The following is a 26,345-nucleotide window of genomic DNA, read 5'->3' as shown; positions in this document are numbered from 1 at the left end:
GTTGCGAAACAGTTCTTTCGAATATAGCGTGGCGACGTGGAGATCAAAGATCCGAAGGCGATGCGTGCGCTCGCCCACCCTCTGCGCATCCGGCTGCTCGAACTGCTCGCCATCGAAGGCCCCGCGACCGCCGCCCGGCTGGCCGAGCTCGTGGCGGAGAGCCCGTCCAACTGCTCCTTCCACCTGCGGGTCCTGGCGAAGTTCGGCTACATCGAACGCGCCCCGGGCCGGAGCAGGCGCGACCGGCCCTGGCGGCTCGTCGACATCGAGCAGACCTGGGACGCCGAGCAGCCGGACGAGGACGGCCGCTCCGCCGCCTCCGAGCTGAGCCAGGCCTTCCTTGAGTGGGAGACCGCACGGATGAAGGCGGCCGTCACCGCGAAGGTGCCGGAGGAGTGGAAGGGCAGGCTGCCGGGCTGGGGCGCCACGCTCTGGCTGACGCCGCAGGAGGCCGAACAGCTCGGGCAGGCCTTCGCCCAGCTGATCAAGCCGTACGTCGGACGCTGGCAGGAGCCGGACGCGCGCCCCGCGGAGGGCCGTCCCGTCCGGATCTTCCACAACGCCTACCTCCTGCCCGAGCAGGAGGAGCAGTGAGGGCCGCGCTGGCCGATCCGCCGTTCCGGCGGCTGCTCGGCGGCTGGACCATCGGCAACCTCGCCGACAGCGCCCTCTACCTCACGCTGGGGGTGTGGGCCAAGGACCTGTCGGGCAGCAGCAGCGCCGCCGGCCTGGTCTTCCTCGCCCTGGCCGCCCCGGTGGTGCTCTTCCCGCTCATCGGGCTGCTCGCCGACAAGGTGCACCGCAAGCCCTTACTGATCTGGGCGAACCTCGCGGGCGCCGCCGTCGCCATGACGCTCCTGGCCGTGCAGACGGCCGGGCAGCTGTGGCTGCTGTACGGCGTCGCCTTCGCGTACGGCGCGCTGGGCCTGGTCAACTCCGCCGCCCAGACCGGCCTGGTACGCGACATGCTGCCGGCCCGCCACCTCGACACCGCCAACGGCCTGCTGACCACGATCGACCAGGGGCTGCGCATCTTCTCCCCGGTTCTCGGCAGCGCCCTGTACGCCGCGTGGGGCGGCGGCGCGCTCGCCGTCGGGGTCGCCACCTGCCTCATCCTCACGGCGCTCGTGCTCCGCACCGTCCAGGTACGCGAGTCCGCCCCGGAGCCCCGCCGGCCGGAGCACAGCAGGCGGCAGGAGACTGTCGCCGGCCTCCTCCATCTGCGGAGTGTCCCGCTGCTGTGGCGCATGGTGGTGGTGAGCGCGGCGGCCTTCGGCGTCGTCGGCGTCTTCGACTCGTCCTTGTTCGAGCTCGTGGACAAGGGCCTGGGGATGGACGCCGCGTTCTTCGGGGTGCTGATGACCGTCCAGGGTGCGGGCAGCGTGCTGGGCGGCCTGATCTCCGCGCCGGTGCTGCGCCGCCTGGGGCCGGTGGCCATGATCGCGGCCGCGCTCGCGCTGCTCGGCTCCGCCGGCCTGGCGATGACCGCCGACCTGGCCGGCGTCCCCCTGCTGCCCGTCGCGGTGGGCGCGCTGTTCGTGGCGGGCGTCGCGATCCCCTGGCTGTCCGTCGCGATGGTGACCACCCGGCAGCGGCTCACGCCCGCCCGGCTGCAGGGGCGCGCCGCCGCCGCGACCAACGTCGCCGTCACCGTGCCGCAGATGGCCTCCATCGCGGCGGGCGCCGCGCTCGTCGCCGTCGTCGACTACCGGTGGGTGATGATCGCGGCAGGTGCGATCCTGCTGCTCTGCGCGCTGGCTCTGATCACCCCCTCAAACCGGCGTCTCGGGCGGGGCGAGGCCGGCCCGGATGAGGGACGCGAGGCCGCCACGTACGCGTCCCCCTCGACCTCCTCCTGACATCGGATCTCTGCAGCGGACACCTCCGCAACCGTCCAGCTCACCGCCACATGCCGGGCGTGTATGGGGGAAAACATCGGATGCCGCCCTTGTAACGAGCGCGTTACCGGTGTTATCTCTTCGGGGAAGCCCGCATGTGATCGGAGGACCCCGCGTGGCACACCCCCCGTTACGACGACACGCCACCGCACTCGTCACCGCGTTGTCGCTGCTGCTGTGGCCACAGGCACTGCCGGCAGCCGCGCACGCCGGCCCCGCACCCGAAGCGAGCACCGTGCAGACACCCGATGACTTGACCCTCTGGTACGACGAGCCCGCCACCGACTGGGAGACCCAGGCCCTGCCCATAGGCAACGGCCCCCTGGGCGCGATGATCTTCGGCGGGGTGTCGTCGGAGCGCATCCAGTTCAACGAGAAGACGCTGTGGACCGGCGGCCCCGGCTCGCCCGGCTACGACTTCGGCAACTGGACCGGCCCGCGCCCGGGCGCGATCGCCGAGGTCCAGGAGCAGATCGACCGGGAGGGGAAGATGTCCCCCGAGCAGGTCGCCGCCAGGCTCGGCCAGCGCAAGACCGGCTTCGGCGCCTACCAGACCCTCGGCGACCTGCACCTCGACCTGCCCGCCGCCGAGGCGAGCGACTACCGGCGCGAGCTGGACCTGTCCGAGGCGGTGGCCCGTGTCACCTACACCGCGGGCGGCGTCCGGCACGAGCGCGAGTACTTCGCCTCCAACCCCGGCGACGTCATCGTGGCCCGGCTGGGTGCCGACCGGCCCGGCCAGGTGTCGTTCACGCTGCGCCACACCTCGCCGCGCGACGACAAGACCGTCACCGCCGCGGGCGGCCGGCTCACCATCCGGGGCCGGCTGGCGGACAACGGCATGCGCTTCGAGGCCCAGGTGCAGGTCATCACGACCGGCGGCACCCGCAGCGACCAGGGCGACGCCGTACGGGTCGAGGGCGCCGACAGCGCGATGCTGGTGCTGTCGGCCGGCACCGACTACGCCGACACCTACCCCTCCTACCGCGGCGAGGACCCGCACGAGCGGGTGACCGCGGCCGTGGACAAGGCCGTGGACAAAGCCGTGGACAAAGCCGTGGACAAAGCCGTGGACAAAGCCGTGGACAAGGCCGTGAATGAGGCCGCCGGCGCCGGGTACGCCGCGCTGCGCCGCGCCCACGTCGCCGACTACCGGGCCCTGTTCGACCGGGTCCGCCTCGACCTCGGCGGGACGATGCCGGCCGTACCGACCGACGAGCTGCGCAGGAACTACACCGGCGGCGCCGGCCCCGCCGACCGGGCACTGGAGAAGCTGTTCTTCGCCTACGGCCGCTACCTGCTCATCTCCTCCTCCCGCGAGAACGACGTGCTGCCCGCCAATCTGCAGGGCGTGTGGAACCACTCCACCAGCCCGCCCTGGTCGGCCGACTACCACGTGAACATCAACCTGCAGATGAACTACTGGCTCGCCGAGCAGACCAACCTGCACGAGACGACCGCGCCGTACGACCGCTACATCACCGCGCTGATGCCGCCCGGCCGCGAGAGCGCCCGCAGCATCTACGGGGCGGGCGGCTGGGTGGTGGGCAACGAGACCAACCCGTTCGGCTTCACCGGGGTGCACGACTGGGCGACCGCGTTCTGGTTCCCCGAGGCCGCCGCCTGGACCACCCAGCACCTGTACGACACCTACCGCTTCACCGGCGACGTGACCTACCTGCGCGAGCGGGCGTACCCGGTGATCAAGGGGGCGGCGGAGTTCTGGCTGGACTTCCTGCACACCGACCCGCGCGACGGCAGCCTGGTGGTCTCCCCCAGCTACTCCCCCGAGCACGGCGACTTCTCCGCGGGCGCCGCGATGTCGCAGCAGATCGTCGGCGAGGTGCTCGGCAACGCCGTGGCCGCCGCCGAGAAGCTCGGCGTGGACGAGGAGTTCAGGGCCAAGGCGCGCGCCGCGCTGAAGAAGCTCGACCCGGGCCTGCGCATCGGCTCGTGGGGGCAGTTGCAGGAGTGGAAGAGCGACTGGGACTCCCCCACCGACACCCACCGGCACGTCTCGCACCTGTACGCGCTGCACCCCGGCAACGGGATCAAGCCGGGCTCGAAGGAGGCCGAGGCGGCCAAGGTGTCGCTCAAGGCTCGCGGCGACGGCGGCACCGGCTGGTCCAAGGCCTGGAAGATCAACTTCTGGGCGCGGCTGCTGGACGGGGACCACGCCCACACCATGCTGGCCGAGCAGCTGAAGGGCTCCACGCTGGACAACCTGTGGGACACCCATCCCCCGTTCCAGATCGACGGCAACTTCGGCGCCACCTCGGGCATGGCCGAGATGCTGCTGCAGAGCCAGCACGACGTGCTGCACGTCCTGCCCGCGCTGCCGTCGGCGTGGAAGGACGGCTCGGTACGCGGCCTGCGCGCCCGCGGCGACGTCACCGTGGACGCCACCTGGTCCGGCGGCGCCCCGGCCACGGTCACCCTGCATCCGGGCAGGACCGGCCGGCTGAGCCTCAAGAGCGCGGTCATCGAGGGCCGCTACCGGCTGGTGGACGGGCGTGGCCGCGAGGTGAACGCCCGCCGCGACGGCGACACCCTCACCTTCGACGCCCGCGCGGGGCAGAGCTACACGCTGCGCAACGAGGCGGCCGTCTCCCTGGACGCGCCCGCCTCGGCCCAGCCCGGCGTCGCCTTCGAGACCGAGGTGACCGTGCGGGCGTCGGGGCGGCGGGCCGTACCGGCCGCCGAGGTCGCGCTGACCGCCCCGAGCGGCTGGACGGTCACACCGGCCACCCGCCGTCTGCCGGGCGTGCCGGCCGGTGGGAAGCGGACCGCCGCGTTCACCGTCACCCCGGGCCCCGCCGACGGCGGCCGCACCGCCCTGCTGTCCGCGGCGGTCACCGGCGGCTCGTGGAAGGGCGCCGCCACGGCCGTCCTGGCCCTCGACCCCTGCGCCCCGGCTCCCGCCGGTTCGACCGTGGTGGCCTGGGACGCCCGGGAGGGCGCCACGGTGGAGGACACCTCGGGCAACGGCCGCCACGCCACCCTCACCGGCGGCGACCCGGCCTACGACGCCACCGCCCCGTCGGGCAGCGGCCTGCTGCTGGACGGGAGCACCTACCTGACCACCGAGCCCACCGCGCTCGGCCTGCTGCGCGAGGCCACCTTCGCCGCCGAGGTCAAGGTGGCCGGCAGCGGCTACCGGCGGTTGTTCGACGCGCAGCCGTCCGGCGACCCGGGCACCGACGGCGTGCTCATCGACCTCACCCCCGACGGCAAGGTCCGCTTCATCGGCGCCGGCGCCGGCGTCACCCTGGACGCGGCGCTGCCCACCGGCCGCTGGCTGGACGTGGTGGTCACCTTGGACCGCACCGGCGCGCTGACCCTCTACGTGGACGGCGAGCGCGCCGCCACCGGCCAGGTCACCTCCGGCGGCATCGCCGGCTGCACCGCCAGGCCGCTGCGGTTCGGCGCCGACCAGAACGGCGGCCAGCGCCTGACCGGCGGCGTCGACCGGGCCGCGATCATCGCCCGCGCCCTGACCGCGCAGGAGGTGGGAAACTGGCGTGAGCTGATCACGCCGTCCGGCCGATCGGCCGGACGGTGATCGTGTTGAGGTCCACCCCGTCCGGCCGGCCGAGCGCGTGGCAGATCGCCTCGGCCACCGGGCCGGGCGGCAGCGCGAACGGCGGCACCTCACCGTCCATCCAGAACGGCGTGTCGATGATGCCGGGGTTGACCAGGGTGACGCCGACGCCGCGGTGGATGGCGTGCAGGCGCAGGTTCTCCGCCGGCTCGGCTCGGGGTCGCCCTCGGCCAGCGGGACGCGGCCGCCGCGCACGTGGTCGGCCGAGGTGACGCGGCTTGGCCACCGCGCCGTGCAGCGCGCCGAACCGCTCCACGGTCGCGGCCACCGCCCGCCGGGTGTACTGCCAGTCGGCGGCGTCGGCGATGAGGCCGAGCAGCCGGCCGGGATGACCGGCCTCCTCCAGGAACGTCTTCATCCGCGCCTCGTTGCGGCCGGTGGCGGCCACGTGGTGGCCGCGCTCCAGCAGCAGCCACCTGATGTTCCTGGTGATGTCCCTGGCCAGCTACTGGTCGGCGGCCCCGCAGATCGCCCGCATGCTCACCGGCAATCCCGGCCACCCCGGCGACCCCGGCGGCTCCGGCGGCTCCGGCGGCTCCGGCGGCTCCGGTGACTCCGGCGGCTCCGGTGACTCCGGCGAGCGGCCTCGATGACGGCGCCGAGGCCGCTCGCCGCCGCGCCGCCGTCGTCCACGCCGCCCGCCGCCTCGCCACCCCCTGACCGTTACCGGCCGAACCGCCGCCGGGCGGCGTCGGTGACCGGGGTGAAGAAGTTCACCAGGTTGCCGTCGGGGTCCCGGACGAGCAGCGAACGGTTGCCCCACGGCATCGTCTTCGGCTCGTTCACCACGTCGGCCTCCTCAGGCAGGCCCTTGAACGTCGCGTCCACGTCGTCCACCAGGAACTCGACGATGACGCTGCGGTTCTCGGCCGGGCGCGCCGAGTTAGGGGCGAACAACGCGACCGTACGCACCCCGCCGATCGCCAGCGTCCCCGTGGCCGTCCTGAGCTCCGCGAAGTCCTCGTTCGCCCACGCCGCCCGCACCCCCGTGACCTGCTCGTAGAAACCCACCAGCCGCGCCACGTCGGCGGTGATGATCCGGGTCGAGATGAAATCCATGACAGCTCCCTGCTGATCAGTCGATCGCGAACACCCCACAAGCTAGACCCGATACCGGGCAGAACCCGCCCGGTATCTACAGCAGACTTGAGAACATGCCGCGACCCACCACCCGCGTCCTCACCCTCCTGGAGCTCCTTCAGGGGGGCGGTACCCGCACCGTGACCGAGCTGGCCGATCGCCTCGGCGTCAACGAACGCACCGTGCGCCGCTACATCGACCACCTCATCGACCTCGACATCCCGGTCGAGTCCGTACGCGGCCGCCACGGCGGCTACCGCCTCACCCCCGGCTACCGCCTGCCGCCCCTCATGCTCACCGACGACGAGGCGCTGGCCGTCCTGCTCGGCCTCATCACCGCGCAGGGCACCGGCACGGCCTCGGAGACCGCCACCGCGAAGATCCGCCGCGTCCTGCCCAGACGCCTCGCCGACCGGCTCGACACCCTTCTCGGCACCCTCGCCTTCACCACCCCGGCCCGGCCCGCCGCCGCGCCCGACACCGGTGTCCTGCTCACCCTCGCCGACGCCGTCAGCCACCACCGCCCCGTCACCATCCGCTACACCACCGCCGACGGTCACCGCAGCGAACGCGCCCTCCACCCCCACGGCCTGGTCACCCACAACCGCAAGTGGTACGTCACCGGCACCGACCCCGCCATCGGCGAAGAGCGCACGTTCCGCCTCGACCGCATCGCCCAGGCCACCACCCGGCCCGGCGCCTTCACCCCACCCGCCGGCCTCCAGGACCCGGCCCAAGACCTGCTCACCAGGCTCGCCACCGCCCCGCACCGGCACCACGTCATCCTGCACATCCAGGGCACCGCCGCCCAGGTCCACACCCGCCTGCCGCCCGGCTTCGCCCTCGTCACCGAATCCCCGCAGGACGGCTGGTCCCGCGTCGAGCTCCACGCCGACCACCTCGACGAGTTGCCTCCCGTCCTGGCCGCACTCGACCTGCCCTTCGCCGTCGAGCAGCCCGCCGCGCTCCGCGACCTCGTCATCGCGCTCGCCGACCGCCTCACTCAGTCGGCCGAGCGGAAACCCACAGGCCGGCCCGGGTAAGCACCTCATCCGCCGGGCGAGGGCCCCCGCCCGCCGTTTCTCACCATGATCGGCACGTTGTTCGACGCACAAGAATCCATCAGTTTTGATATATCAAGTTTGATGGATTAAGGTCGGTCTTCGCACTCCCGACGAAGAGGACCACCATGACCACCGGCCACCTGCCCGTCCCCGGCGCCACGCTGCACTACGAGGTGCGCGGCACCGGGCCCGCCCTGCTCATCTCCCAAAGCGGCGAGGGCGACGCCCGCCGCAGCACCGACCTGGCCGATCACCTGGTCGACAGCTACACCGTCATCACCTACGATCGGCGCGGCCTGTCCCGCAGCGCCCTCGACCGCCCCCGTCCCGTCCCCTTGAGGCAGCACGCCGACGACGTCCACCACCTGCTGGCCGCGCTCACCGACCGGCCGGCGGCGATCCTCGGCTGCAGCATGGGCGCCGCCATCGGGCTTCACCTGGTCCTCGACCACCCCGGCCAGATCGCCACCCTCATCGCCCACGAACCGGTGTCCCCCGGCCTCCTCCCACCGGCCGAGCGCACCCGCCACCTCGCCGAGCTCGCCAGCATCCAGCGGCTCTACCGCCGCGAAGGGCTCACCCCCGCGCTCAAGGCCATCACCGAGGCCCTGGGCATCGACCCCGCCACCCCCGACGCCGAACCCGGCCGCACCCCGCACCCCATGACCCCCCAGAGGATCGCCGACTTCGGCTTCTTCCTCGAACACGACTTCACCGCCGTCATCGGCGACACCCTCCGGGTCGGCGGCCTGGCCTCAACCGGCGCCCGCATCGTGCCCGCCGTCGGCCGCACCACGCCGCCCGCCGCCTTCGACCGCCGCTGCGCCCAGGAGCTGGCCGCCCTGCTCGGCACCCAGCCGGCCGAGTTCCCCGGTGGCCACAACGGCAACCTCACGCATCCACGCGCCTTCGCCGCCCGCCTGAAGGAGGTGCTCAGCGAGCCGGCCCGCTGACCGTGCGGCAGGCCAGGTGCAGGGCCAGGCGTTCGTCGCGGTGGCGCAGGTCGATGCCCAGCAGCCGCTCCACCCGCTGGATGCGGGCGGCCACCGTGTTGCGGTGCACTCCCAGCACCGCCGCCGTCTCCGCGATCGACGACTCGGCGTCCAGGTAGGCCGACAGTGTGCGGATGAGGTCGCCCGGCTGGTCGCGCAGGGGCGCGAGCAGGGCGCGGGCGGCCGGTTCGAAGGTGTCGGTACGCGCCCACTCCAGCAGCAGCTGCGCCATCCCGAGCTGGTCCACCTGCAGGAAGAAGCCCGCCTCAGGACGGGTGGCGGCCAGCCGGGCGGCGTCGGCGGCCTCCGCGACCGTGCTGATCAGGCCGCTCGTGCCGGGGTGCGGGCGGCCCACCCCCATGTGGGCGCCGGCCGAGCGGGGCAGGGCCCGGTTCGCGGCGCGCAGGGTGTCGGCCAGCGCGTGCACGCGAGCGGCGGTGGGCTCCTGCGCGAACGTGGTCCACCCCGTCCAGCCGTCGCCGTGCTCGACGACCACCGCGTCCACGCCCTCGCCGCGCAGCACGCGGGTGACCTGCGCCGTGGACGCCACCGTGTCCAGCCCCGGCGGCGCCCCGATGCGCAGGCCGACGTGCCAGCCGCCGAGCTGCCAGCCCGCGTCGGCCGCCCGCCTGCGCAGCTGCGCCGACGGCTCGCCGTCCAGCCGGAGCAGGTCGCCCAGCAGCGCCGAACGCGAGCGCGCGTCCCGTTCCAGCTCCAGCCGGTGGCTGAGCAGCCAGCGCTGCACCGCCGAGGCCGCCACCGACAGCGCCGCCGGCACCACGTCCGCCCGCGCGGCCGCCGTCCCCCGCAACTCCACCACCAGCCAGAACGCCGGCCGCGGCGCCCCCGGCAGCGCCGCCGGATGCGCCAGCAGGACCCCGTCGCCGAGCGGGACCCGCTGCGGCACCACCTCCTGCGCCCGCACCGCCTCCGGCTCACGTACCTGCCCGGCCAGTGGCTGGCCCCGCTCGTCCAGCAGCGCGGCGGGCGCGTTCAGCAGCTCGCCCAGCCGGGCGACGACGCCTTCGGGCGCGAGTGTCCGCTCGTCGAAGGCGCGATGCGCCGACAGCACCAGCCGCGCCCGGTCGATCTCCGGCTCCGCCAGCATCATCCGCGCCGCCACCAGCAGGTCAAGCGGGTCGGCCGCGGCTCCGAGCAGGGGCACTCCCAGCCGATCAGCCAACCGCAAGGTTCCATAGGCCACCCCGCCGGTCACCCCGCCGGCCGTCCCGTCGGGTGTCATGTCGGCCGGCCGATCCGTGGTCCGGGTGGCCGCGGTCACCAGGATCGCCGCCCCTTCAGCGTCCACCACGCGGCGGAGCAGGGCGTCCAGGCGCCAGTCGCCCGGCTCGACCGGCGTGCTCACCATCACCACCTCGCCCGGCCCGGCGGGAGTGTAGGCGCCGGGGTCGGCGAGAGGGCGGACGGTTCGTGCCGTGGCGTCCAGTCCGGCCTCGCCGGCCAGCACCTGTACCGCGCCGGTCCACTCCGGCAGGGCCAGCAGCCTGCGTACGGTGGTCATCGCCCGCCTCCCAGCAGCACCGGCTCGCAGTCGATCCCGTACGCGCGGGGCGCGACCAGGGCGATCCGCGCCGGATCCGTCCAGAACGGCGCGATCGGCACCTGCAGCACCATGACCTCCATCCCCGCCCGCACGGCGTCGCCGGAGATCGGCGTCACGGTGCGCCGGTCGAGCACCGCCAGCACGTCGGGCGTCGAGGCGACGACCCGGCCGTCGCGCAGCGCGAGCAGGTATTCGTTCTCCATCTCCAGCCGCAGCAGCGCTCCCGTGGCGTGATCGGCCACCGTGACACCACCACGAGAGAACCCGGCGCGGCCGTGCAGGCGCGGCCCCGGCCTGCGGACCACCTCGATCACCCGGCCCAGCGCCAGCACCCGCCCGCCGGCCTCGCCCAGCCGGTCGGGGGCGGGCGACTCGCCGAGCGCGAGCAGCCGCCGCCCCAGCTCAAGCGCCGCCGACACCGACCCGACGACGCTGCAGCAGGCCAGCTCGTACGCCGGGACCGGGGCCAGCGCCAGCGCCGCCCACCCGCCCGCGCTCGGCAGGAACGCCCGCACCGTACGCTCCAGGTCGGCCGCCGTGCCGGTGGCCTGCACGAGCACCTGCCCGCCCGGCTCGGCCAGCGCGACGGGGGTGACCGGGCGGCCGCAGGCGTTGAGTGAGAGCTGGTCGAGCCGGGGCACGCCGCGCCCGGTCAGGTCGGCGTCCACGACCGGCAGGCCCAGGTCCCAGGCCAGCGGCAGCATGCCGTTCAGCCCGCCGATCTCCAGGGAGGCGACGGCGCCCGCCCGCACGCCGGTCCACCGCTCCACCGCGGCCACGGCGGCGGCGAACTCCTGCCCGCCCGGCAGCTTCTCGTTGAACACCGGCGTCGCCCCGACGACCCCCACCGGCACGACGTACGCCTGCGGCGGCAGCGCGTCCAGGGCGTGCACGACGACCTCCGCGCCCGCGGCCAGGCGGCGGCGCAGCAGCAGCGCGGCGGTACGGGTGTCCCCGCCGCCACCGGAGCCCAGCACCGCCACGCCCCGCTCCAGCGCCGGCACGTCCGGCGGCTCGATGCGCATCTGTCCAGCTTGCCGCACCGGACCCGCCCGTCGTGCCATCCGCCAGGCGGAAACAGCAGGTCGAAGCGGGGATGACCGTAACTCCGCCGGGGTGGCGCCGACATCACCGGGCTGAACGACTTGCGCAATGGTCAAGAATCGTTGACCATTGACCGGTGCCTACCGACGATCTTCCTGAGACTTTTCACGTCACCACCGACGAGCAGCTCCGCGCCGTCTCCAACCTCACGCGTCACCGGATCATGGCCGTGCTCCGCTTCGAGCCGGCCACCATCACCCAGATCGCCCAGCGGGTGGGCCTGGCCAAGGGCAGCTCCAGCTACCATGTACGGCTCCTGGAGCGGGCCGGCCTGGTGAAGGTGGTACGGACGCGGAAGGTGCGCGGGGTCACCGAGCGCTACTACGCGATGGCCGCCCGCTCGATCCGGCTGCCGGACCCGGGACAGGGACAGCCGGACGTGCTGCTGCGCAACGCGGTGGCCGACCTTGAGGCCTCCCCCGCCGACGGCGAGCGGCACGTGCGGATGGCGCACCTGCGGCTCACCGACGAGCAGTTCGCGGAGCTGGGGGCCCGCCTCGAGGCGCTGGCGGACGAGTACCGGGCGCTGTCGGACCCGTCCCTTCCCGACACGTCGCTCGTCTTCGCACTGTTCCACCCGGCCCAGCCAGAGCGGGCCGGGCTGGATGAGGAGGGCGACCGGCCTGAGCGGGCCGAAGAGGACGAGCAGGTTGAGCGGGCTGAGGAGAGTGCGGAATGACGGCGAAGGTGAGCATGCCGGCCGGGTTCGGGCGGTTGTGGACGGCGCAGACGGTGTCGTCGCTGGGCGACGGTGTGACGCATGCCGCGCTGCCGCTGCTGGCGCTGACGCTGACCCGGGATCCGATGGCGCTGGCCGTCGTCACGGCCGCGGGGACGCTGCCGTGGGTGCTGTTCGGCGTGCTCGGCGGGGCGCTGGTGGACCGGTGGGATCGCCGGCGCACCATGTGGATCACGGATGCCGGGCGTGCCGCGCTGCTGGCCGTCCCGGCCGTCGCCGCGGCGTTCGGCGTGCTGACCGTTCCGCTGCTGGCGGTGGTGGCGTTCCTGCTGGCACTGGGCGGGTTGTTCTTCGACACGGCCGCCACGGCGTACCTGCCGGATCTGCTCGGCCGCGACCCGGCCCGGCTGGAGCGTGCCAACGCGCGCCTGCGCGGCGCCCAGACCGCGGCGTCCGGGTTCGCCGGGCCGCCGGCGGGCAGTGCGCTGCTGGCGCTCGGGCGGTCGGTGCCGCTGGTCGCGGACGCGGTGTCGTTCGCGGTGTCGGCGGTGCTGGTGCGGTCGCTGCCCGCGGTGCCGCGGCCGGTCGCCGGCGCCCGTGAGTCGCTGCTGCGCCAGGCGCGGGCGGGCGCGTCGTACGTGTTCAAGGATCGGCTGCTGCTCGGGCTCGCGCTGCGGCCCGCCGTCGGGAACATCGCCTTCCTCGCCGTGGAGACCGTGCTGGCCCTGTTCGCCCACGAGCGTCTCGGCGTCGGTACGTTCGGGTTCGGCCTGCTGCTGACCGCCGAAGCGGCCGGCGGCCTGCTCGGGGCGGGCCTGGCCACCTTCCTCGGCCGGCTCCTGGGCACCGGCACCGCGCTGACCTGCACCGCCGCCATCGAAGGGCTGGCCATCCTCGGTCTCGCCGCGGCGCCGAACGCGTACGTGGCCGGGCTGGCGCTCGCCGTCTGCGGGGCGGGCATGGGCGCCACCATGGTGCTCGCGCCCTCGCTGCGGCAGGCCATCGTCCCGGCCCACCTGATGGGCCGCGTCGCCTCCACCTCCCGCATGCTCGCCATGTGCGCCGCCCCGCTCGGCGCCGTGCTCGGCGGCTGGCTGGCCACCGCCTACGACCTGCGCACCCCGCTGTACGCCGCCGCCGGCCTGCTGCTCACCATGACCGCCGTCACCGCGACCATGACCAGCAACCGCCGCGTCGAAGCGGCCCTCGCCGACGCACGTCCCGAAGCCGTGCCGGTCACGGTCGGCTGACGGTGACCGGGTTGCGCTCCTCGACCGGGGTGAACGGATGCGGCAGCCCGAACGCCGCCGGCCCGAACACCTCTAGCGCCTGCGGCGTGCGCATCAGGGCCGGCGTGGAGATGCCGACGACCGTCACCCGCTGCCCGTAGCGCAGGTTCTCGGTGGTGATCGGCTCGGCCAGCTCCGACTCCAGCACGCACACCAGGTCGGGCACCACGCACCGCACCTCGCCGTCCACCAGCGCCACCAGGTGCTCGTTCTGGAAGGCCAGCTCCAGCTCGTGCCGCCCGTCGAACGACACCGCGGTCGCCCGCCCGCGCGCGAAGCCCGCCTCGGTGCGCCGCTCCACGTCCGACACCTTGCCGCGGAACAGCACCCGCAGGTGCGCGTACAGGGTGTCCGACAGGGCGGCGGCGAGCGCGGCGACGGGGTCGGCGCCGGCCTGCCTGGCCTGCCGGATCGCCCGGCCGATGGCCAGCGCCAGGGACAGCGTGCGCGGCACGGCCGTCCGCTTGACCTCCGCTCCGGTCATGGCGTACTCGGCGATGTGCGCCACCCCGCCCAGCCGCACGGTCACGCCTCTGGCCAGCCACTCCATGCGCCGGTTGTCGGCGCCGGTGTCGATGATCGTGGTCTCGCCCCGCTCCCCCGCCACCGCCATGGGCGAGCCCGGCACCCCGTACACGCCGAAGGTCTCCATCTGCAGCTCGGGGAAGGCGCGTCCCATGCCGTCGGCGTCCACGACGGGCAGCCCGGTGACGGCGGCCACCACCAGCGGGATCATCGAGTTGATGCCGCCGCACTCGATCGGCATGGTCGCCCCCGCCGGGCGGCCGAGGTGGCGTTCCAGGGCGCGCAGCGCGGCGACCGGCTCGGTGCCGCGCGGCAGCTTCTCGTGCACGACGGTCGGCGCGCCCATCTGCGCGGTGGGGATGACGAGCGTGTCGTCGTCGAGGTCGCCGGGGTCGAGCACGGTGATCGGGCCGTGCTCGCGGATCGCCTGCCGCACCAGCAGCCGACCCACGTACGGGTCGCCGCCGCCGCCCGTGCCCAGCAGGGCCGCGCCGCGGGCCAGGTCGGGCAGGTCGTCCTCGGTCAGCAGCCGGCTCACCGCCCCACCCCCACCGGGTCGAGGTCGTAGCCGAAGTAGCGCGGCCCGGCCAGCGCCAGCCCCGCCTCGCTGTGCCAGCGCGGATCGCACGGGGCGAGGATGACGCTGACGCGCTGCCCGAAGCGCAGCGCCTCGGTGGTGACGGCCTCCCCGCTGTCGCGGTCGAGGGTGCAGATCAGGTCGGGTACGGTGCCGCGCACCTCGCCGTCCAGCTCGGCGACCAGGTACTCGTTCTGGAAGCGCAGCACCAGCTCGCGCCCTGCGTCGCCGTCCATGCCCGACAGGGTGGCGGTGCCGCGGGCGAAACCGGTCGTGGTGCGGCGTTCGACGTCGACCACCTTGCCGGTGAACAGCCGCCGCCCGCCCAGCCGCGCCGCCACCGCCCCCACCGGGTCGTCGTGGCGGGAGCGGCGCACCAGCGCGCCCAGCTCGGCGCACAGGCTCAGCGTGCCCGGCACGAGCGAGTCGCGGGCCTGGGCGCCGGTCATGCCGTACAGGGCGATCATCGTCGAGCAGCCCATGTCGATGGTGGCCGAGCGGGCCAGGCGCTCGGCCCAGTGGTTGTCGGCGGTGTCCACGACGACCTTGTTGCCCTTCTCGTCGGCGACCGACATGGGGGTGGTGGAGACGCCGTACAGGGTGGGCAGCACCATCTGCAGCTCGGGGAAGGCGCGTCCCATGCCGTCGCCGTCCACCAGCGGCAGCCCGAGCTGGGCGGCGGCGACGACGGGGATGAGCGAGTTGACGCCGCCGGCCTCGATGCAGGCGATGTGGGTGACGCCGCGCCCGAGGTAGCCCGACAGCGCCTCGGTGGCCTTGGCCACCTGCTCGGTCGAGGGCAGCTTCTCCACCATCACGGTCGGCGCGCCCATCATCGCGACGGGCAGTACGGACGCGTCCGGCGGCAGCTCCTGCAGCGGGCACAGCTCGACGGGGCCGTGCGCGGCGACGGCGGAGGCGGCCAGCAGCCGGCCGATGTGCGGGTCGCCGCCGCCTCCGGTGCCGAGGATGGCGGCGCCGACGGCGAGGTCGCCCAGATCGGCCGCGGTGATCGTGCTCACCTGGGTCACCGTCCCTTCGCGTCGGTGAGCTGCAGCTCGCCGACGGCCTTGGCTCTGATGCGGGTGGCGTTGCCCGGCAGGTACGGGATCGGCACCTCGTCGAAGTCCACGATCTGCACGCTGGAGGGCGAGGCGCCGGCCGCGACCGCGCGGTCCACGGCCTCCTGCTTGGCGGCGTCCACGACGGCGTCGCGGCGGCCCGGCTCCACGGCGTAGACGCGGTCCACCTCGCCGCCGATCTGCGCGATGGCGGCGCCGATGGCGTTGGCGACGGCGTAGTGTCCCGGCCGGTGCACCGTGCCGGAGCCGGCCAGCTCGTCGGGCAGCAGCATCGAGCCGCCGCCGACCGCGACGACGGGCAAAGGCTCGGCGGAGGTGCGCATGCGCTCGACCGCGTCGGCCACGTCGGAGGCGATGCGCCGCAGCGCGGCCTCGGCCAGGTCCTCGCCGATGTGGGCGACCAGGGCGGGGTCGCCGATCTCGGCGCGGCCGGCGGCCACGGCGATGTCGGTGGCGGTCAGGGTGTCGCCGCCGAACACCAGTGCCTTGGAGGTCAGCTCGTAGCCGACGCTGTCCGGGCCGACGCTCACCGCGCCGTCGTGGCGGACCCGGCTGCCGCCGCCGATGCCGATCGACAGCACGTCCGGCATGCGGAAGTTCGTCCTGATCCCGGCCACGGTGACGTCGGTGGTGGCCTCGCGGGGGAAACCGTGCCGCAGCACCCCGACGTCGCTGGTCGTGCCGCCCACGTCGACCACCGCGCAGGTGTCGAGGCCGGACAGCACGGCCGCGCCGCGCATCGAGTTCGTCGGCCCTGAGGCGAACGTGGCCACCGGGTAGCGCCGGGCGAAGTCGACGTCCATGAGCGTGCCGTCGTTCTGGCTGAGGTAGAGAGGCGCGGTGATGCCGGCGCCCGTGACCGAGGCGGCCAGCCCGTCCACGATGTGCGCGGCCAGCTCGCGCAGGGCGGCGTTGACGATGGTGGCGTTCTCCCGCTCCAGCAGCCCCACCCGGCCGATCTCGTGCGACAGCGAGACCGCCGCGCCCGGCAGCCGCTCGGCGATGATCTCGGCGGCGCGCTCCTCGAACTCTGCGTTGACCGGCGAGAACACCGACGTGATCGCGACGCTGCGCACCCCGGCCTGCCCCATGTCGTCGGCGGCCTTGCGCACCTCGGCCTCGTCCAGGTCGGCGATGTGCCGGCCGTCGAACTCGTGCCCGCCGTGCACCAGGTAGGCGCGCCCCGACACCGCGTCGATGAGCCGCTGCGGCCAGTCCACCATCGGCGGCAGCGACGCCCCGGCGGGCAGGCTGAGCCGCAGCGCCGCGGTGGGCGCCAGGCGGCGGGCCTCGACGAGCGCGTTGATGAAGTGCGTGGTGCCGATCATCACCGCGCGCACGTCCGCCGGGTCGAACGCCCGCTGCTCCTGCAGCCCCCGCAGGGCGCTGACGATGCCGGAGGTGACGTCGGCGGTGGTGCCGGTCTTGACGGCGGCCAGCACCTGCCGCCCGTCCAGCAGGACGGCGTCGGTGTTGGTGCCGCCCACGTCGATGCCGATGCGCACGTAGAACTCCCCTGTGTGTCGTTGGTCGATGATCGTCAGACGGCCGAACCGGCGGGTACGGCCTCGGCCGTGCGGTGCGAGCCCACGCCGCGCACCCAGCCCAGCTTCCCGGCCACCACGTAGAGCACGAACGCCAGCACCAGCGAGTTGATGCTGCCGAGCCCCACCTCCACGAAGCGGCCCACCAGCGCCGCGGCCAGCCAGATCAGCAGCGTCGCCGGCACCCAGCCGGGCGCCGACTCCGGCACCGCGCCGCGCTGCCTGGCCCGCTCAAGCTCGCCGCGCCAGCGTCGCACCACGAAGTACTCGGCCACCATGATCCCGGCGATCGGCGGGAAGACGACGCCGAGCACCGTCAGGAAGTCCACGAACGCGTCGAGGATGCCGGCCGCGGCCAGCACGCTGCCCAGCAGGCCGATGACGGCGGTGGCGGCGCCGCGGTGCACCTTCCTGCCCAGCACGGTGCCGACGAAGTTCACCAGGCCGAGGCCGGAGGAGTACAGGTTCCAGTCGTTGATCTTGATGGTGCCGGCGACGATGACGAGGATGCCGACCCACCCGACCGACGAGGTGACGATCGTGGTGATCTCGCTCGTGCCGACCGCGTGCGCCAGCAGCACGCCGGCCATGCCGATGACGTACTCGCCGAGCGTGACGCCCACCAGCGTCTGCTTGACCACGTCGGCCACGCTCCTGTTGAACCGGGTCATGTCGGGGGTGACGATCGCCCCCACGATGAACCCGCCCGCCACCAGCGTCGTGCCCTGCAACAGGGTCAGCTGCGGGCCCGGCGGCGCCGAGGCGACCAGCGCGCCCACGTCGTGCCGCGACAGCTCACTGATGATCGACCAGCCGACCAGGATGAGGAACGCCGGCACCGTCACGTACGCGGTCCAGGCCATCGACCCGAACCCCCACAGCACGATCGCGGTCACCAGCAGCCCGAACACCAGCGACCACCCCCACTCGGGCAGCACGCCCACCAGGCTCGCCAGGCCCTGCGCCGAGACCGCCGACTGGATGCCGAACCAGCCGATGAGGCTGATCCCGATCGCCAGCCCGATCACCGCCGACCCGGCCCTGCCGAACCCGGTCCAGCGGGCCAGCATGGAGGTCGACAGCCCCTCGCGCACGCCGATCACGCCGACGAACACCGCCACCACCTCGAGGATGACCGCGCCCAGCGTCAGCGCCAGGAACGCCTGCCAGAACCCCATCCCGAACCCGAGCGTGGCGCCCAGCAGGAACTGGCTGAGCGCCGAGATCTGGCCGAACCGCTGCACGGCCACCGACCACCAGGAGTAGCGGGCGCCGCTGGGCACCCTGGACAACGCGTAATCGTCGACACCGACGGCCGAGGCCATGCCGACCTCCCTTACCTCAAGCGAGACCTGTGGTTGGACGCCAACGGTAGGAAGCGGCAGCCGGGCTGTCAGTGTGGACATTCCACAGCCGGGAGGCCGCGACTGTGCATAGTGCACGGTCGCGGCCGTCGTGGCTCCTTCACAGCGTACGCGCGGCCCCGGTGAGCGCCTCGTCCAGGATGGCGGCGCCGCGGCTCAGCTCGTCCTCGCCCGCGGTCAGTGGCGGCGCGATGCGGAACGTGCCGCCCATGCCGGGCAGCTGCACGATGTTCATGTGCAGGCCCAGCTCGTAGCAGCGGCGGGTCACCTCAGCGCCGAGCCGGTCCGCGCCGCCCGGCCCGAGCACGTCGTCGCCCACCAGCTCCATACCGAGCAGCAGCCCGCGCCCGCGCACGTCGCCCACCACCTCGTGCCGCGTGGCCAGCTCCTCCAGGTGGCCGCGCAGCAGCTTGCCCAGCCGGCGGGCGCGCTCGTCCAGCCGGTCGCGCTCCAGCACGTCCAGCACGGTGTTGCCGACGGCGGCCGGCAGCGGGTCGCTGACATGGGTGGTGAAGAACAGAAAGCCCCGCTCGTGGGCGCGCTGCTCGATCTCCGCGCTGGTCAGCACCGCCGCCAGCGGCAGCCCCGCGCCGAGCGTCTTGGACAGGGTGAGGATGTCGGGCACGACGTCCTCGTGCTGGAAGGCGTACCAGTCGCCGGTACGGCACAGCCCCGTCTGCGCCTCGTCCAGGATCAGCAGCATCCCCCGCTCCCTGCACTTCTCGGCCAGCGCCGTCAGGTAGCCGGCCGGCGGCTCGACCACGCCGCCCGAGCTGAGGATCGGCTCGACCAGGCAGGCCGCCAGGCTGCCCACCGACTGGGCGTCGATGAGGTCGAAGCCCAGGTCGAGCTGGCGGCGCCAGTCCAGCTCGCCCGAGGCGTCCACGATGGCGGGACGGAACCGGTCGGGCACCGGCAGCGCGAAGTTGCCCGGCGCGGCAGGGCCGTACCCCTTGCGGCCGGCGCTGTAGGTGGCGTTCGCGGCGGCCTGCGTCATGCCGTGCCACGAGCGGGCGAACGACACGATCTCGTGCCGGCCGGTCACCAGCTTGGCCAGGCGGACGGCGGCCTCGTTCGACTCGGCGCCGGTGGTCAGCAGCAGGACCTTGTCCAGCGGGCCGGGCACGCTCGCGGCCAGCCGCGCCGCCAGGTCCACGACCGGGCGGCTGAGCATGGCGCTGTGCAGGTGGTCGAGGCGGGCGATCTGCTCGCGTACGGTGGCGACGATCTCGGGATGGGAGTGGCCGAGGATCGCGCTCATCTGGCCTGAGGTGAAGTCGAGCAGCTCCCGGCCGCTCTCGGTGAACACCGAGGTGCCCGACGCGCGGGCGATGACGTCGGGGGAGAACGCGGCGTGGCCGCTGTAGCGGATGAGGTGGCGGTCGGGGGGCGTCTGGTGTGCCATGTGATCGACGGTAGGGACGCGGGCCTGGCCCGTCCATCACCCGCCGGCGCGCCGCCGCTCTTCGAGGCCGTCGAGGATGAGGTCGAGGCCGTAACCGAACTCCTCGGCGTAGTCGTAGCCGGGCCGCAGCGCGTGCTCCACGATCAGCTCGGCGAGATGCGGCCACTGCGCCGCGGCCTCACCCCGCAGGATGTTGCCCGCGACCTCCTCCCTGTCGTCGGGGGTCGTGACCGGCAGGACCGACTCCTGCAGCACGAACCCGTAGACGTAGGCGTCGATCGCCGAGACCGCGTGCGCGGCCATCGCCACCGAGAAGCCCGCCCCCCGCAGCACCCCGAGCACCGCGTCGTGGTGGCTCAGCGTCGCGGGGCCCGGGTCGCGGCGGGAGTCGAGCAGGCTCAGCGCCCAGCTGTGCCGGCCCAGCACCGCCCGCGCGGACACGGCCCGCGCCCGGATGGCCGCCCGCCAGTCGCCGCCGCCGGAGGGCAGCTCGATCATGGCGAACACCTTGTCCACCACGCCGTCGAGCATGGCCTCCTTGTTCGGCACGTGGTGGTAGAGCGACATCGCCTCCACCCCCAGCTCCTGCGCCACCCGCCGCATCGTGATGGCGGACTGGCCACCGCGATCGGCGACCCTGATCGCGGCCTCCAGCACGCGGTCGCGGCTCAGCGATGGTGACACGGGCGGCTCCGGTACGGGGGGATTGACAGCCTTACAAGCGTAAGCCAACCTTACACCTGTAAGCAGCCTTACGCTCGTAAGCCTGAGGAGGCCCCCATGCCCATGCCGCTCTGGTGGGGACACATCAACAAGCGCATCTTCAACCCCATGTCCATCCGCCGCGGCAGCTACCCGGTGCTCACCCACGTCGGACGCACCTCCGGCCGCGCCTACCGCACCCCGCTCGACGCCTTCCCCGTCCCCGGCGGCTACCTGTTCATCCTCGTCTACGGCTCACGCTCGGACTGGGTGCGCAACGTCCTCGCCACCGGCCACGCGCGCTTACACGCCGACGGCAAGGACATCGACCTGACCGCCCCGCGCATCGTCGGCCGCGACGACGCGTTCCCCGACCTGCCCGACAGCGCCAAACGCGCACCCCGCCTGCTGCGCATCACCGAGTTCCTCCGCATGGACACCGCCGACACTCAGCCCTCCGGATAGAACAGGAACAACGTGCACCCCTGCGCCGACTGCGGCACGTGCGACGAACCCGCCGGAGCATGGATGAACGTCCCCGCCGGATAGTCCCGCTCACCGTCGTTGAACACCCCGGAGACCACGAACACCTCCTCCGGCCCAGGATCGTGCACGTCCACGCCCTCCCAGCAGGAGCCGGCGTCCATCTCCAGCACGTACGCCCCCGCCCCGCGCTCACCACGCCACAACGGGCGCAACCGGATGCCGGGGAACACCTCACGCACCGGGGCATCCTCCACGGAGGACCACACGTACCCCGGAAAATTCTGATGTGTCGTCATGCCCCCACCCTGACAGCCGCCCACCGCCCCCGCCGAGTGTCAGAAAAGACATCCCGCGCTACTTTTCAGACATGCACCGCGTCACCGCCCTCGTCCGCCCAGGACAGTCCACCTTCGAGCTCGCCTGCGCCGCCCAGGTCTTCGGCATCCAGCGGCCCGAGCTGCCCGCCGCGTACACCTTCGGCGTCTGCACAGAACACCCCGGCCCCGTCCCCACCCGCGCCGGCTACGACATGCTCGTCACCGACGGCCTCGACGCCCTTACCCACACCGACACCGTGATCATCCCCGGCTGGCTGCCACCCGCCGACCCGCCCTCCCCCGCCGTCACCGACGCGCTGCGCCGCGCCCACGCGCGCGGCGCCCGCCTCGTCAGCATCTGCTCCGGCGCCTTCGCCCTCGCCCACGCCGGCCTCCTCGACGGACGCACCGCCACCACCCACTGGGGCCTGACCGCCGAACTCGCCACCCGCTTCCCGCACGTCCACGTCGACCCCGACGTCCTGTACGTCGACCACGGCGACCTCGCCACCAGCGCCGGCGCGGGAGCCGGCATCGACCTGTGCATCCACCTCGTGCGCCGCGACCAAGGCGCCCGCCACGCCGCCCACATCGCCCGCGCCATGGTCATGCCGCCCCACCGCGAAGGCGGCCAGCTCCAATACACCGCCCCACCCCGCCCCGCCCAGATCGACGGCACCCTCGCACCCCTCCTCGACTGGGCCACCGCCCGCCTCGCCGAACCCCTCACCGTCGAGACCATGGCCGCCCGCGCCGGCCAGTCCGCCCGCACCCTCACCCGCCGCTTCATCGACCAGCTCGGCATCAGCCCAGGCCAATGGCTGCTCGCCCAGCGCATCGCCGCCGCCCAGGACCTGCTCGAAACCAGCGACCTGCCACTCGACGCGGTCGCCCGCCGCTCAGGACTCTCCTCGGCCACCAACCTACGCCGCCGCTTCCACACCGCACTCGGCACCACCCCCGGCGCCTACCGCCGCGCCTTCCGCGGCCGCACCACGAAGGGACCGGCCCCTGCCGAAGAGCCGGCCCCTTGAGAACCCGCCATGCGCTACGGCGGCCAGACACGAACGTCAGCGAGCCAGCGCCCGGCGCAGCACCGCCGCCGCCTCGGCGAGCTGCCGCTGCGACACCTCGGCCGACAGCAACGCCTGCGAACCGTGGAAGGTGCCCGCCCACTGGTGCAGCTCCACCGGCACCCCCGCCTGCAACAGCCGCAGCCCGTACTCGATGGCCTCGTCCCTGTTCGGGTCGAACTCCGCCGTCGCGATGTACGCCGCCGGCAGCCCCGACAGATCCTCGGCCCGGCTCGGAGCCGCGTACGGCGTGGCCGGCGCCCCACCCAGATAATGCCGCCAGATCGCCGACACCTTGTCCCGGTTCATCCAGGGCGTCTCGGTGAACGTCCGCCCCGACCAGGTCTCCTGCCGATCATCCAGCCCCGGCTGGTTCAGCAGTTGGAACCGGATCGGCGGCCCCTGCTCGTCCCGCGCCCGCAACGACACCGCCGCCGCCAGGCACGCCCCCGCACTGTGACCGCCCACCGCCAGCCGCTCCGGGTCGAACCCCAGCTCGCCCGCATGATCGGCGGCCCACCGCAGCACCGTCCACACATCGTCCAGCGCCGCCGGGTACGGATGCTCCGGCGCCAGCCGGTACCCCACCGAGATCACCACCGCGCCCGACCCCTCCGCCACCCGGCCGGCCCATGGATGCTCGGTGTCCAGATCGCCCATGACGAACCCGCCGCCGTGCAGCCACACGATCCCGCCCTGCGCGTCACGCGGGCGATACACCCGCACGGGAACGTCCGGATCGGCCGGCACCGTATGGTCCGCCACCTCCATGTCCTTGAGATCGGGCGCGGGCAACGACGTGGCCAGCGCCGTGAAGTTCTTCCGCTCCGCCACCGGGTCCGACAGGTCGGCGCGCGGAAACAACGGGATGAATGGTTCGAGTTCGGGATCCATGCCAGCCATCCTCGCCATCCCACCCCTTCGCATCATCCGCCATCCGTCGCACATCACCCCCGCCCCACGCACCGAACGGCGCATACCCTGGCAGACGTGGAGGCTCTCGCCGTACGGCTGTCCCAGCTCGACTCCCAAGCCGGAGGCGCCATCAGGGTCGTCATGTTCTACGACACCCTCATGCGCCGCCGCGTCGATCTGCCCGCACTCACCCGCGCCTCAGCCGGCCTCGCCGAATGCGTCACCGGCATCCGCCTGCACGGCACCGGCCAGGCCATCCGCTTCGGCCCCGACGGCAAACAGGTCACCGGCCCGCCCCAGCCCCCGTCCACCAGCACCCCCATCCTCCTCGACGACGAAGAGATCGGCACCTGCTGGCTCGAACGCCACGACACCCCCCGCACCCTCGACGACCTCCTCCTCGACCGCCTCGCCATCGCGGCGGCCGCCGTCGTCGAACGCTACGGCCCCGCCCGCACCACCATGGCCGACCCCGCCCTCGTCGAACTCGCCATCAGCACCGACACCGACGAGGCCGCCAGAGCCCGCGCCCTGCGCCTGCTCGGCTTCGCCCCCGGCCTGCGCCTCCACGTCGCCGCCGTCCACACCACACTCCCCCTCGACCAGATCGGCACCGCCATCTGCCCCGCCCGCCCGGTCAAAGCCGCACCCCTCGCCGGCGTCGGCGCCATCCTCGCCACCACCCTCGACCCCACCCGCTTCCCCGCGGACGTACGCGCCGGCATCGGCACCGCCCCCGACCCCGCCCGCGCCTGGCACGAAGCCCGCACCGCCCTCCGCTTCACCACCACCCGCCGTCCCGTCACCCACCACGACGACCTCGGCGTCGTGGCCCTGCTCGCCCACATCCCGGAAACCGCCGCCCGCGACAACCCCGACGTCACCGCCGTCGCCGCCCTCGCCCCAGAAGACCTCGAAACCCTCGACGCCTACTGCGCCACCGGCTCACTCCGCCGCGCCGCCGACCTCCTCCACCTCCACCACAGCAGCGTCGCCCGCCGCCTCGACCACCTCGGCCGGACGCTCGGCCTCGACCTCACCACGCCGACCGGCCTGATGCGCGCCCACCTGGCCCTCACTACCTGGCGCCTCCTCACCACCCGGGGCAGCGGCGAGAACGCAGGCCACCGGCGGACGCAGCCCCAGGGTCTCCACCCGGAACCCCACGAAACCGGCCTCAGCCAGCAAGCCCTGTAGCTCCTGCGCCGCACGTGCCGTCGTCTCCCGAGTCGCGCCGGGACAACGAGGCTGGCTGACGAGCGCGATCCGCCCACCCGGCCTGAGGCGTCCCCGCAGCTCACGCAGCCGATCCACCGGCTCAGGCCAGAACCCCACACTGTTCACAGCGAGGATCACATCGAGCGGCCCGCCGAAATCCGGCAACCGCTCCACAGAAGCCACCACGAGCCGCACCCGACCGGCACGCACGGCGGCGGCGTTACGCCACGCCGCCTGCCGCATCATCGTCGCCGAATGATCGGCCCCGAACACCCGGCCGCCACGACGCGCGAGCTCCGCGATCGCCACCCCAGGCCCGAACCCGATCTCCAGCACCCGCTCGGCAGGCCGCACGTCCAGCAACGACACCGCCCACCGATTCCGCCGCCTGTTGGAAGGCCGGTACGCGAACAGCGCCCCCTCCAACCACCCGACCACACCCCGAGGGCGATGCGCCTGACTCACCAGCGCCGCGATCACCCGATCCCTGAAAGTCGCCATGAACGAAGTCAACGACTTCAAGTACGCTTGACGTCAAATGCCCCGGCACCTGACCATCGGCGAACTGGCGAGCCACACCGGCGTCGCCACCTCCGCCCTGCGCTACTGGGAAGAACTCGGCGTGCTCCCCGCCCCCACCCGCGTCTCAGGCCGCCGCCGCTACCCACCGTCAGCCGTCGAACAGGTCGGCCTCGTGCTCCTGCTCCGCGGCGTCGGCTTCACCCTCCAAGAGATCGCCACCTTCACCTCCGCCCGCACCTCCGACGGCTGGCGCGAGCTCTACCAACGCAAACTCACCGAGCTCGACCACCGCATCGCCCAGGCCCAGGCGGCCCGCACCGCCGTCGAACACGGCCTGGCCTGCTCCCACGAGCACATCACCGACTGCCCCCGCTTCGCCGGCGGCATCACCGCCCTCCTCGAAGGCGCCACCCTCGAAGAGGCCCACCAACGCGCCCACACGACCTGACGCTCAATCGGCCAACGGGACCCAGGCGCCATGCGCGGCCAGGTGAAGACGCGACGACAAGCCGGCCTCGTCGAACGCCCTCACCAGATCATCCGCCCCCTCACTGAAGTGCGCCCACCCGTCGTAGTGCGCGGGAACGACCCGCGGAGCGCCCAGGATCGCGGCGGCCGCCGCCGTACGCACGCCGTCCAGACTCAACGGCCGGTCACGGAACTTGCCCGCCACCCGCGCCGCCCCCGCATGCAACACCGCCACGTCCACCGCCGGAAACCGCCGCGCCACCTGCACCACGACGCGGATCGACGCGTTGTCCCCGCTGACATGCACGGTCGGCAACCCCGCACCCTCCAGCACGAACCCGACCACCTCACAGTTCACGAACCCGTCGGCGTCCCGCTCCCCGTCCTCAGGCCCGTGCACCGCGGGCACCGCCGTCACCACCAGCTCACCACCGCCCGGACGCGGCACCGACCGGCTCTCCCACGCCGCCAGCCCCACCGCACCACCGCCCAGCCGCTCGCTCGCCCCGCGCGTGGTCAGCACCAGCGGCGCCGCCTGCGCGAACGCGCGTCCCCGGTCGTCCAGGTTGTCGGGATGGACGTCATGGCTGACCAGCACCAGGTCCACCGGCCCCAGCCGGTCCTCGCCGACCGCGGGTCCCTCGACCTTGGTGAGGTAGCCGTGCGGACCAGGGTCGTCGAACGTCGGATCGCTCACGATCCGCAGCCCGCCCAGATCGAGGACGACGGTCGGCCCGCCCACCACCATGACGGCGCTCTCCTGACGCGGAATCTCCCCCATGAAGGGAGGTCTTCCCAATCGTCGGCCTTTGAAGGGTGGAGAGAATGAGGTGCACCACCAGCCCGGCGCCTTTACATTGTAGATTCGTAAGGGGA

The 26,345-nt window shown here is 73.3% G+C and carries 25 protein-coding genes and 1 pseudogene; 12 read left to right on the top strand and 14 right to left on the bottom strand.

The window, feature by feature from the left end; translation table 11 throughout:
* The first annotated feature begins 36 nt into the window (after positions 1–36).
* From AB0K18_RS04570 to AB0K18_RS04560, 3 genes are all read left to right on the top strand, one after another.
* The gene (locus AB0K18_RS04570; RefSeq protein ID WP_364909744.1) at positions 37–594 is read left to right on the top strand and encodes a winged helix-turn-helix domain-containing protein; all 558 of its coding nucleotides are present in this window, start codon (positions 37–39) and stop codon (positions 592–594) included.
* Complete coding sequence (locus AB0K18_RS04565; protein ID WP_364909741.1) at positions 591–1,859, top strand: MFS transporter; 1,269 nt, start codon at positions 591–593, stop codon at positions 1,857–1,859. Before AB0K18_RS04570 ends, AB0K18_RS04565 begins: the two co-directional genes overlap by 4 nt.
* Positions 1,860–2,013: 154 nt before the next feature.
* Complete coding sequence (locus AB0K18_RS04560; RefSeq protein WP_364909739.1) at positions 2,014–5,460, top strand: glycoside hydrolase N-terminal domain-containing protein; 3,447 nt, start codon at positions 2,014–2,016, stop codon at positions 5,458–5,460.
* On the opposite strand, the gene AB0K18_RS04555 is transcribed toward AB0K18_RS04560, so the two are convergent.
* On the bottom strand, positions 5,429–5,857 hold the full coding sequence (locus AB0K18_RS04555) for a hypothetical protein (RefSeq protein WP_364909737.1): 429 nt from the start codon (positions 5,855–5,857) through the stop codon (positions 5,429–5,431). The genes AB0K18_RS04560 and AB0K18_RS04555 overlap by 32 nt on opposite strands.
* 19 nt (positions 5,858–5,876) lie before the next feature.
* Between AB0K18_RS04555 and AB0K18_RS04550 the strand changes: the two genes are divergently transcribed.
* Positions 5,877–6,092 carry a hypothetical protein gene (locus AB0K18_RS04550; RefSeq protein WP_364909735.1) on the top strand — a complete coding sequence of 72 codons (216 nt, stop codon included), beginning with the start codon at positions 5,877–5,879 and terminating at the stop codon, positions 6,090–6,092.
* Between the two features lie 70 nt (positions 6,093–6,162).
* Here AB0K18_RS04550 and AB0K18_RS04545 read toward each other — a convergent pair whose 3' ends face one another.
* Positions 6,163–6,558, bottom strand: coding sequence for a VOC family protein (locus AB0K18_RS04545; RefSeq protein WP_364909732.1), 396 nt, complete (start codon positions 6,556–6,558; stop codon positions 6,163–6,165).
* Between the two features lie 95 nt (positions 6,559–6,653).
* Here AB0K18_RS04545 and AB0K18_RS04540 point away from each other — a divergent pair, with 95 nt between their 5' ends.
* Both AB0K18_RS04540 and AB0K18_RS04535 read left to right on the top strand, forming a co-directional pair.
* Complete coding sequence (locus AB0K18_RS04540) at positions 6,654–7,622, top strand: YafY family protein (RefSeq protein WP_364909729.1); 969 nt, start codon at positions 6,654–6,656, stop codon at positions 7,620–7,622.
* Between the two features lie 146 nt (positions 7,623–7,768).
* Positions 7,769–8,596, top strand: a complete 828-nt coding sequence (locus AB0K18_RS04535) for an alpha/beta hydrolase (RefSeq protein ID WP_364909726.1) — start codon at positions 7,769–7,771, stop codon at positions 8,594–8,596.
* On the opposite strand, the gene AB0K18_RS04530 is transcribed toward AB0K18_RS04535, so the two are convergent.
* Together AB0K18_RS04530 and AB0K18_RS04525 are read right to left on the bottom strand one after the other, a co-directional pair.
* Entirely contained in the window at positions 8,577–10,157 is a 1,581-nt protein-coding gene (locus AB0K18_RS04530; RefSeq protein WP_364909724.1) for a helix-turn-helix domain-containing protein, read from the bottom strand. The genes AB0K18_RS04535 and AB0K18_RS04530 overlap by 20 nt on opposite strands.
* Positions 10,154–11,224 (bottom strand): DUF917 domain-containing protein, encoded by a 1,071-nt coding sequence (locus AB0K18_RS04525; RefSeq protein WP_364909721.1) that lies wholly within the window; start codon positions 11,222–11,224, stop codon positions 10,154–10,156. The genes AB0K18_RS04530 and AB0K18_RS04525 overlap by 4 nt, the downstream gene beginning before the upstream one ends.
* A gap of 155 nt (positions 11,225–11,379) precedes the next feature.
* On the opposite strand from AB0K18_RS04525, the gene AB0K18_RS04520 reads away from it, so the two are divergent.
* Together AB0K18_RS04520 and AB0K18_RS04515 are read left to right on the top strand one after the other, a co-directional pair.
* On the top strand, positions 11,380–11,982 hold the full coding sequence (locus AB0K18_RS04520) for a helix-turn-helix domain-containing protein (protein ID WP_364909719.1): 603 nt from the start codon (positions 11,380–11,382) through the stop codon (positions 11,980–11,982).
* Positions 11,979–13,232: an MFS transporter gene (locus AB0K18_RS04515; RefSeq protein WP_364909716.1), complete on the top strand. Its 1,254-nt coding sequence runs from the start codon at positions 11,979–11,981 to the stop codon at positions 13,230–13,232. Before AB0K18_RS04520 ends, AB0K18_RS04515 begins: the two co-directional genes overlap by 4 nt.
* Here AB0K18_RS04515 and AB0K18_RS04510 read toward each other — a convergent pair.
* From AB0K18_RS04510 to AB0K18_RS04485, 6 genes are all read right to left on the bottom strand, one after another.
* Positions 13,219–14,334, bottom strand: coding sequence for a DUF917 domain-containing protein (locus AB0K18_RS04510; protein WP_364909713.1), 1,116 nt, complete (start codon positions 14,332–14,334; stop codon positions 13,219–13,221). The genes AB0K18_RS04515 and AB0K18_RS04510 overlap by 14 nt on opposite strands.
* Positions 14,331–15,395, bottom strand: a complete 1,065-nt coding sequence (locus AB0K18_RS04505; RefSeq protein ID WP_364909710.1) for a DUF917 domain-containing protein — start codon at positions 15,393–15,395, stop codon at positions 14,331–14,333. Before AB0K18_RS04505 ends, AB0K18_RS04510 begins: the two co-directional genes overlap by 4 nt.
* Before the next feature lie 5 nt (positions 15,396–15,400).
* On the bottom strand, positions 15,401–16,960 hold the full coding sequence (locus AB0K18_RS04500; protein WP_364909708.1) for a hydantoinase/oxoprolinase family protein: 1,560 nt from the start codon (positions 16,958–16,960) through the stop codon (positions 15,401–15,403).
* Positions 16,961–16,995: 35 nt separating this feature from the next.
* Positions 16,996–18,324 (bottom strand): cytosine permease, encoded by a 1,329-nt coding sequence (locus AB0K18_RS04495; protein ID WP_364909705.1) that lies wholly within the window; start codon positions 18,322–18,324, stop codon positions 16,996–16,998.
* A gap of 139 nt (positions 18,325–18,463) precedes the next feature.
* Entirely contained in the window at positions 18,464–19,768 is a 1,305-nt protein-coding gene (locus AB0K18_RS04490; RefSeq protein WP_364909701.1) for an aspartate aminotransferase family protein, read from the bottom strand.
* Between the two features lie 36 nt (positions 19,769–19,804).
* Positions 19,805–20,452 (bottom strand): TetR/AcrR family transcriptional regulator, encoded by a 648-nt coding sequence (locus AB0K18_RS04485; protein WP_364909698.1) that lies wholly within the window; start codon positions 20,450–20,452, stop codon positions 19,805–19,807.
* A gap of 96 nt (positions 20,453–20,548) precedes the next feature.
* Between AB0K18_RS04485 and AB0K18_RS04480 the strand changes: the two genes are divergently transcribed.
* Positions 20,549–20,935 (top strand): nitroreductase family deazaflavin-dependent oxidoreductase, encoded by a 387-nt coding sequence (locus AB0K18_RS04480; RefSeq protein WP_364909695.1) that lies wholly within the window; start codon positions 20,549–20,551, stop codon positions 20,933–20,935.
* Here AB0K18_RS04480 and AB0K18_RS04475 read toward each other — a convergent pair.
* Positions 20,920–21,195 carry a cupin domain-containing protein gene (locus AB0K18_RS04475; protein ID WP_364909693.1) on the bottom strand — a complete coding sequence of 92 codons (276 nt, stop codon included), beginning with the start codon at positions 21,193–21,195 and terminating at the stop codon, positions 20,920–20,922. The genes AB0K18_RS04480 and AB0K18_RS04475 overlap by 16 nt on opposite strands.
* 128 nt (positions 21,196–21,323) lie before the next feature.
* Between AB0K18_RS04475 and AB0K18_RS04470 the strand changes: the two genes are divergently transcribed.
* Positions 21,324–22,307 (top strand): helix-turn-helix domain-containing protein, encoded by a 984-nt coding sequence (locus AB0K18_RS04470; RefSeq protein ID WP_364909690.1) that lies wholly within the window; start codon positions 21,324–21,326, stop codon positions 22,305–22,307.
* A 36-nt stretch (positions 22,308–22,343) separates the two neighbouring features.
* On the opposite strand, the gene AB0K18_RS04465 is transcribed toward AB0K18_RS04470, so the two are convergent.
* A complete protein-coding gene (locus tag AB0K18_RS04465; RefSeq protein ID WP_364909688.1) occupies positions 22,344–23,240 on the bottom strand; it encodes an alpha/beta hydrolase in 897 nt (298 codons plus the stop codon).
* A gap of 96 nt (positions 23,241–23,336) precedes the next feature.
* Here AB0K18_RS04465 and AB0K18_RS04460 point away from each other — a divergent pair, with 96 nt between their 5' ends.
* Positions 23,337–24,458 carry a helix-turn-helix domain-containing protein gene (locus AB0K18_RS04460; protein ID WP_364909686.1) on the top strand — a complete coding sequence of 374 codons (1,122 nt, stop codon included), beginning with the start codon at positions 23,337–23,339 and terminating at the stop codon, positions 24,456–24,458.
* A gap of 54 nt (positions 24,459–24,512) precedes the next feature.
* Here AB0K18_RS04460 and AB0K18_RS04455 read toward each other — a convergent pair.
* Positions 24,513–24,980: pseudogene (locus AB0K18_RS04455) on the bottom strand (class I SAM-dependent methyltransferase); the annotation flags it as partial.
* A 37-nt stretch (positions 24,981–25,017) separates the two neighbouring features.
* On the opposite strand from AB0K18_RS04455, the gene AB0K18_RS04450 reads away from it, so the two are divergent.
* Positions 25,018–25,449, top strand: a complete 432-nt coding sequence (locus tag AB0K18_RS04450; protein ID WP_364909684.1) for a MerR family transcriptional regulator — start codon at positions 25,018–25,020, stop codon at positions 25,447–25,449.
* Between the two features lie 3 nt (positions 25,450–25,452).
* Here AB0K18_RS04450 and AB0K18_RS04445 read toward each other — a convergent pair whose 3' ends face one another.
* Positions 25,453–26,250 (bottom strand): MBL fold metallo-hydrolase, encoded by a 798-nt coding sequence (locus AB0K18_RS04445; protein ID WP_364909681.1) that lies wholly within the window; start codon positions 26,248–26,250, stop codon positions 25,453–25,455.
* Positions 26,251–26,345 lie beyond the last annotated feature (95 nt).

It is taken from the genome of Nonomuraea sp. NPDC049421 (assembly GCF_040677005.1).
GTDB classification, from domain to species: domain Bacteria; phylum Actinomycetota; class Actinomycetes; order Streptosporangiales; family Streptosporangiaceae; genus Nonomuraea; species Nonomuraea salmonea.
Note: the sequence above shows the minus strand (reverse complement) of the source record. Positions and strands in the feature narration are given on the sequence as shown.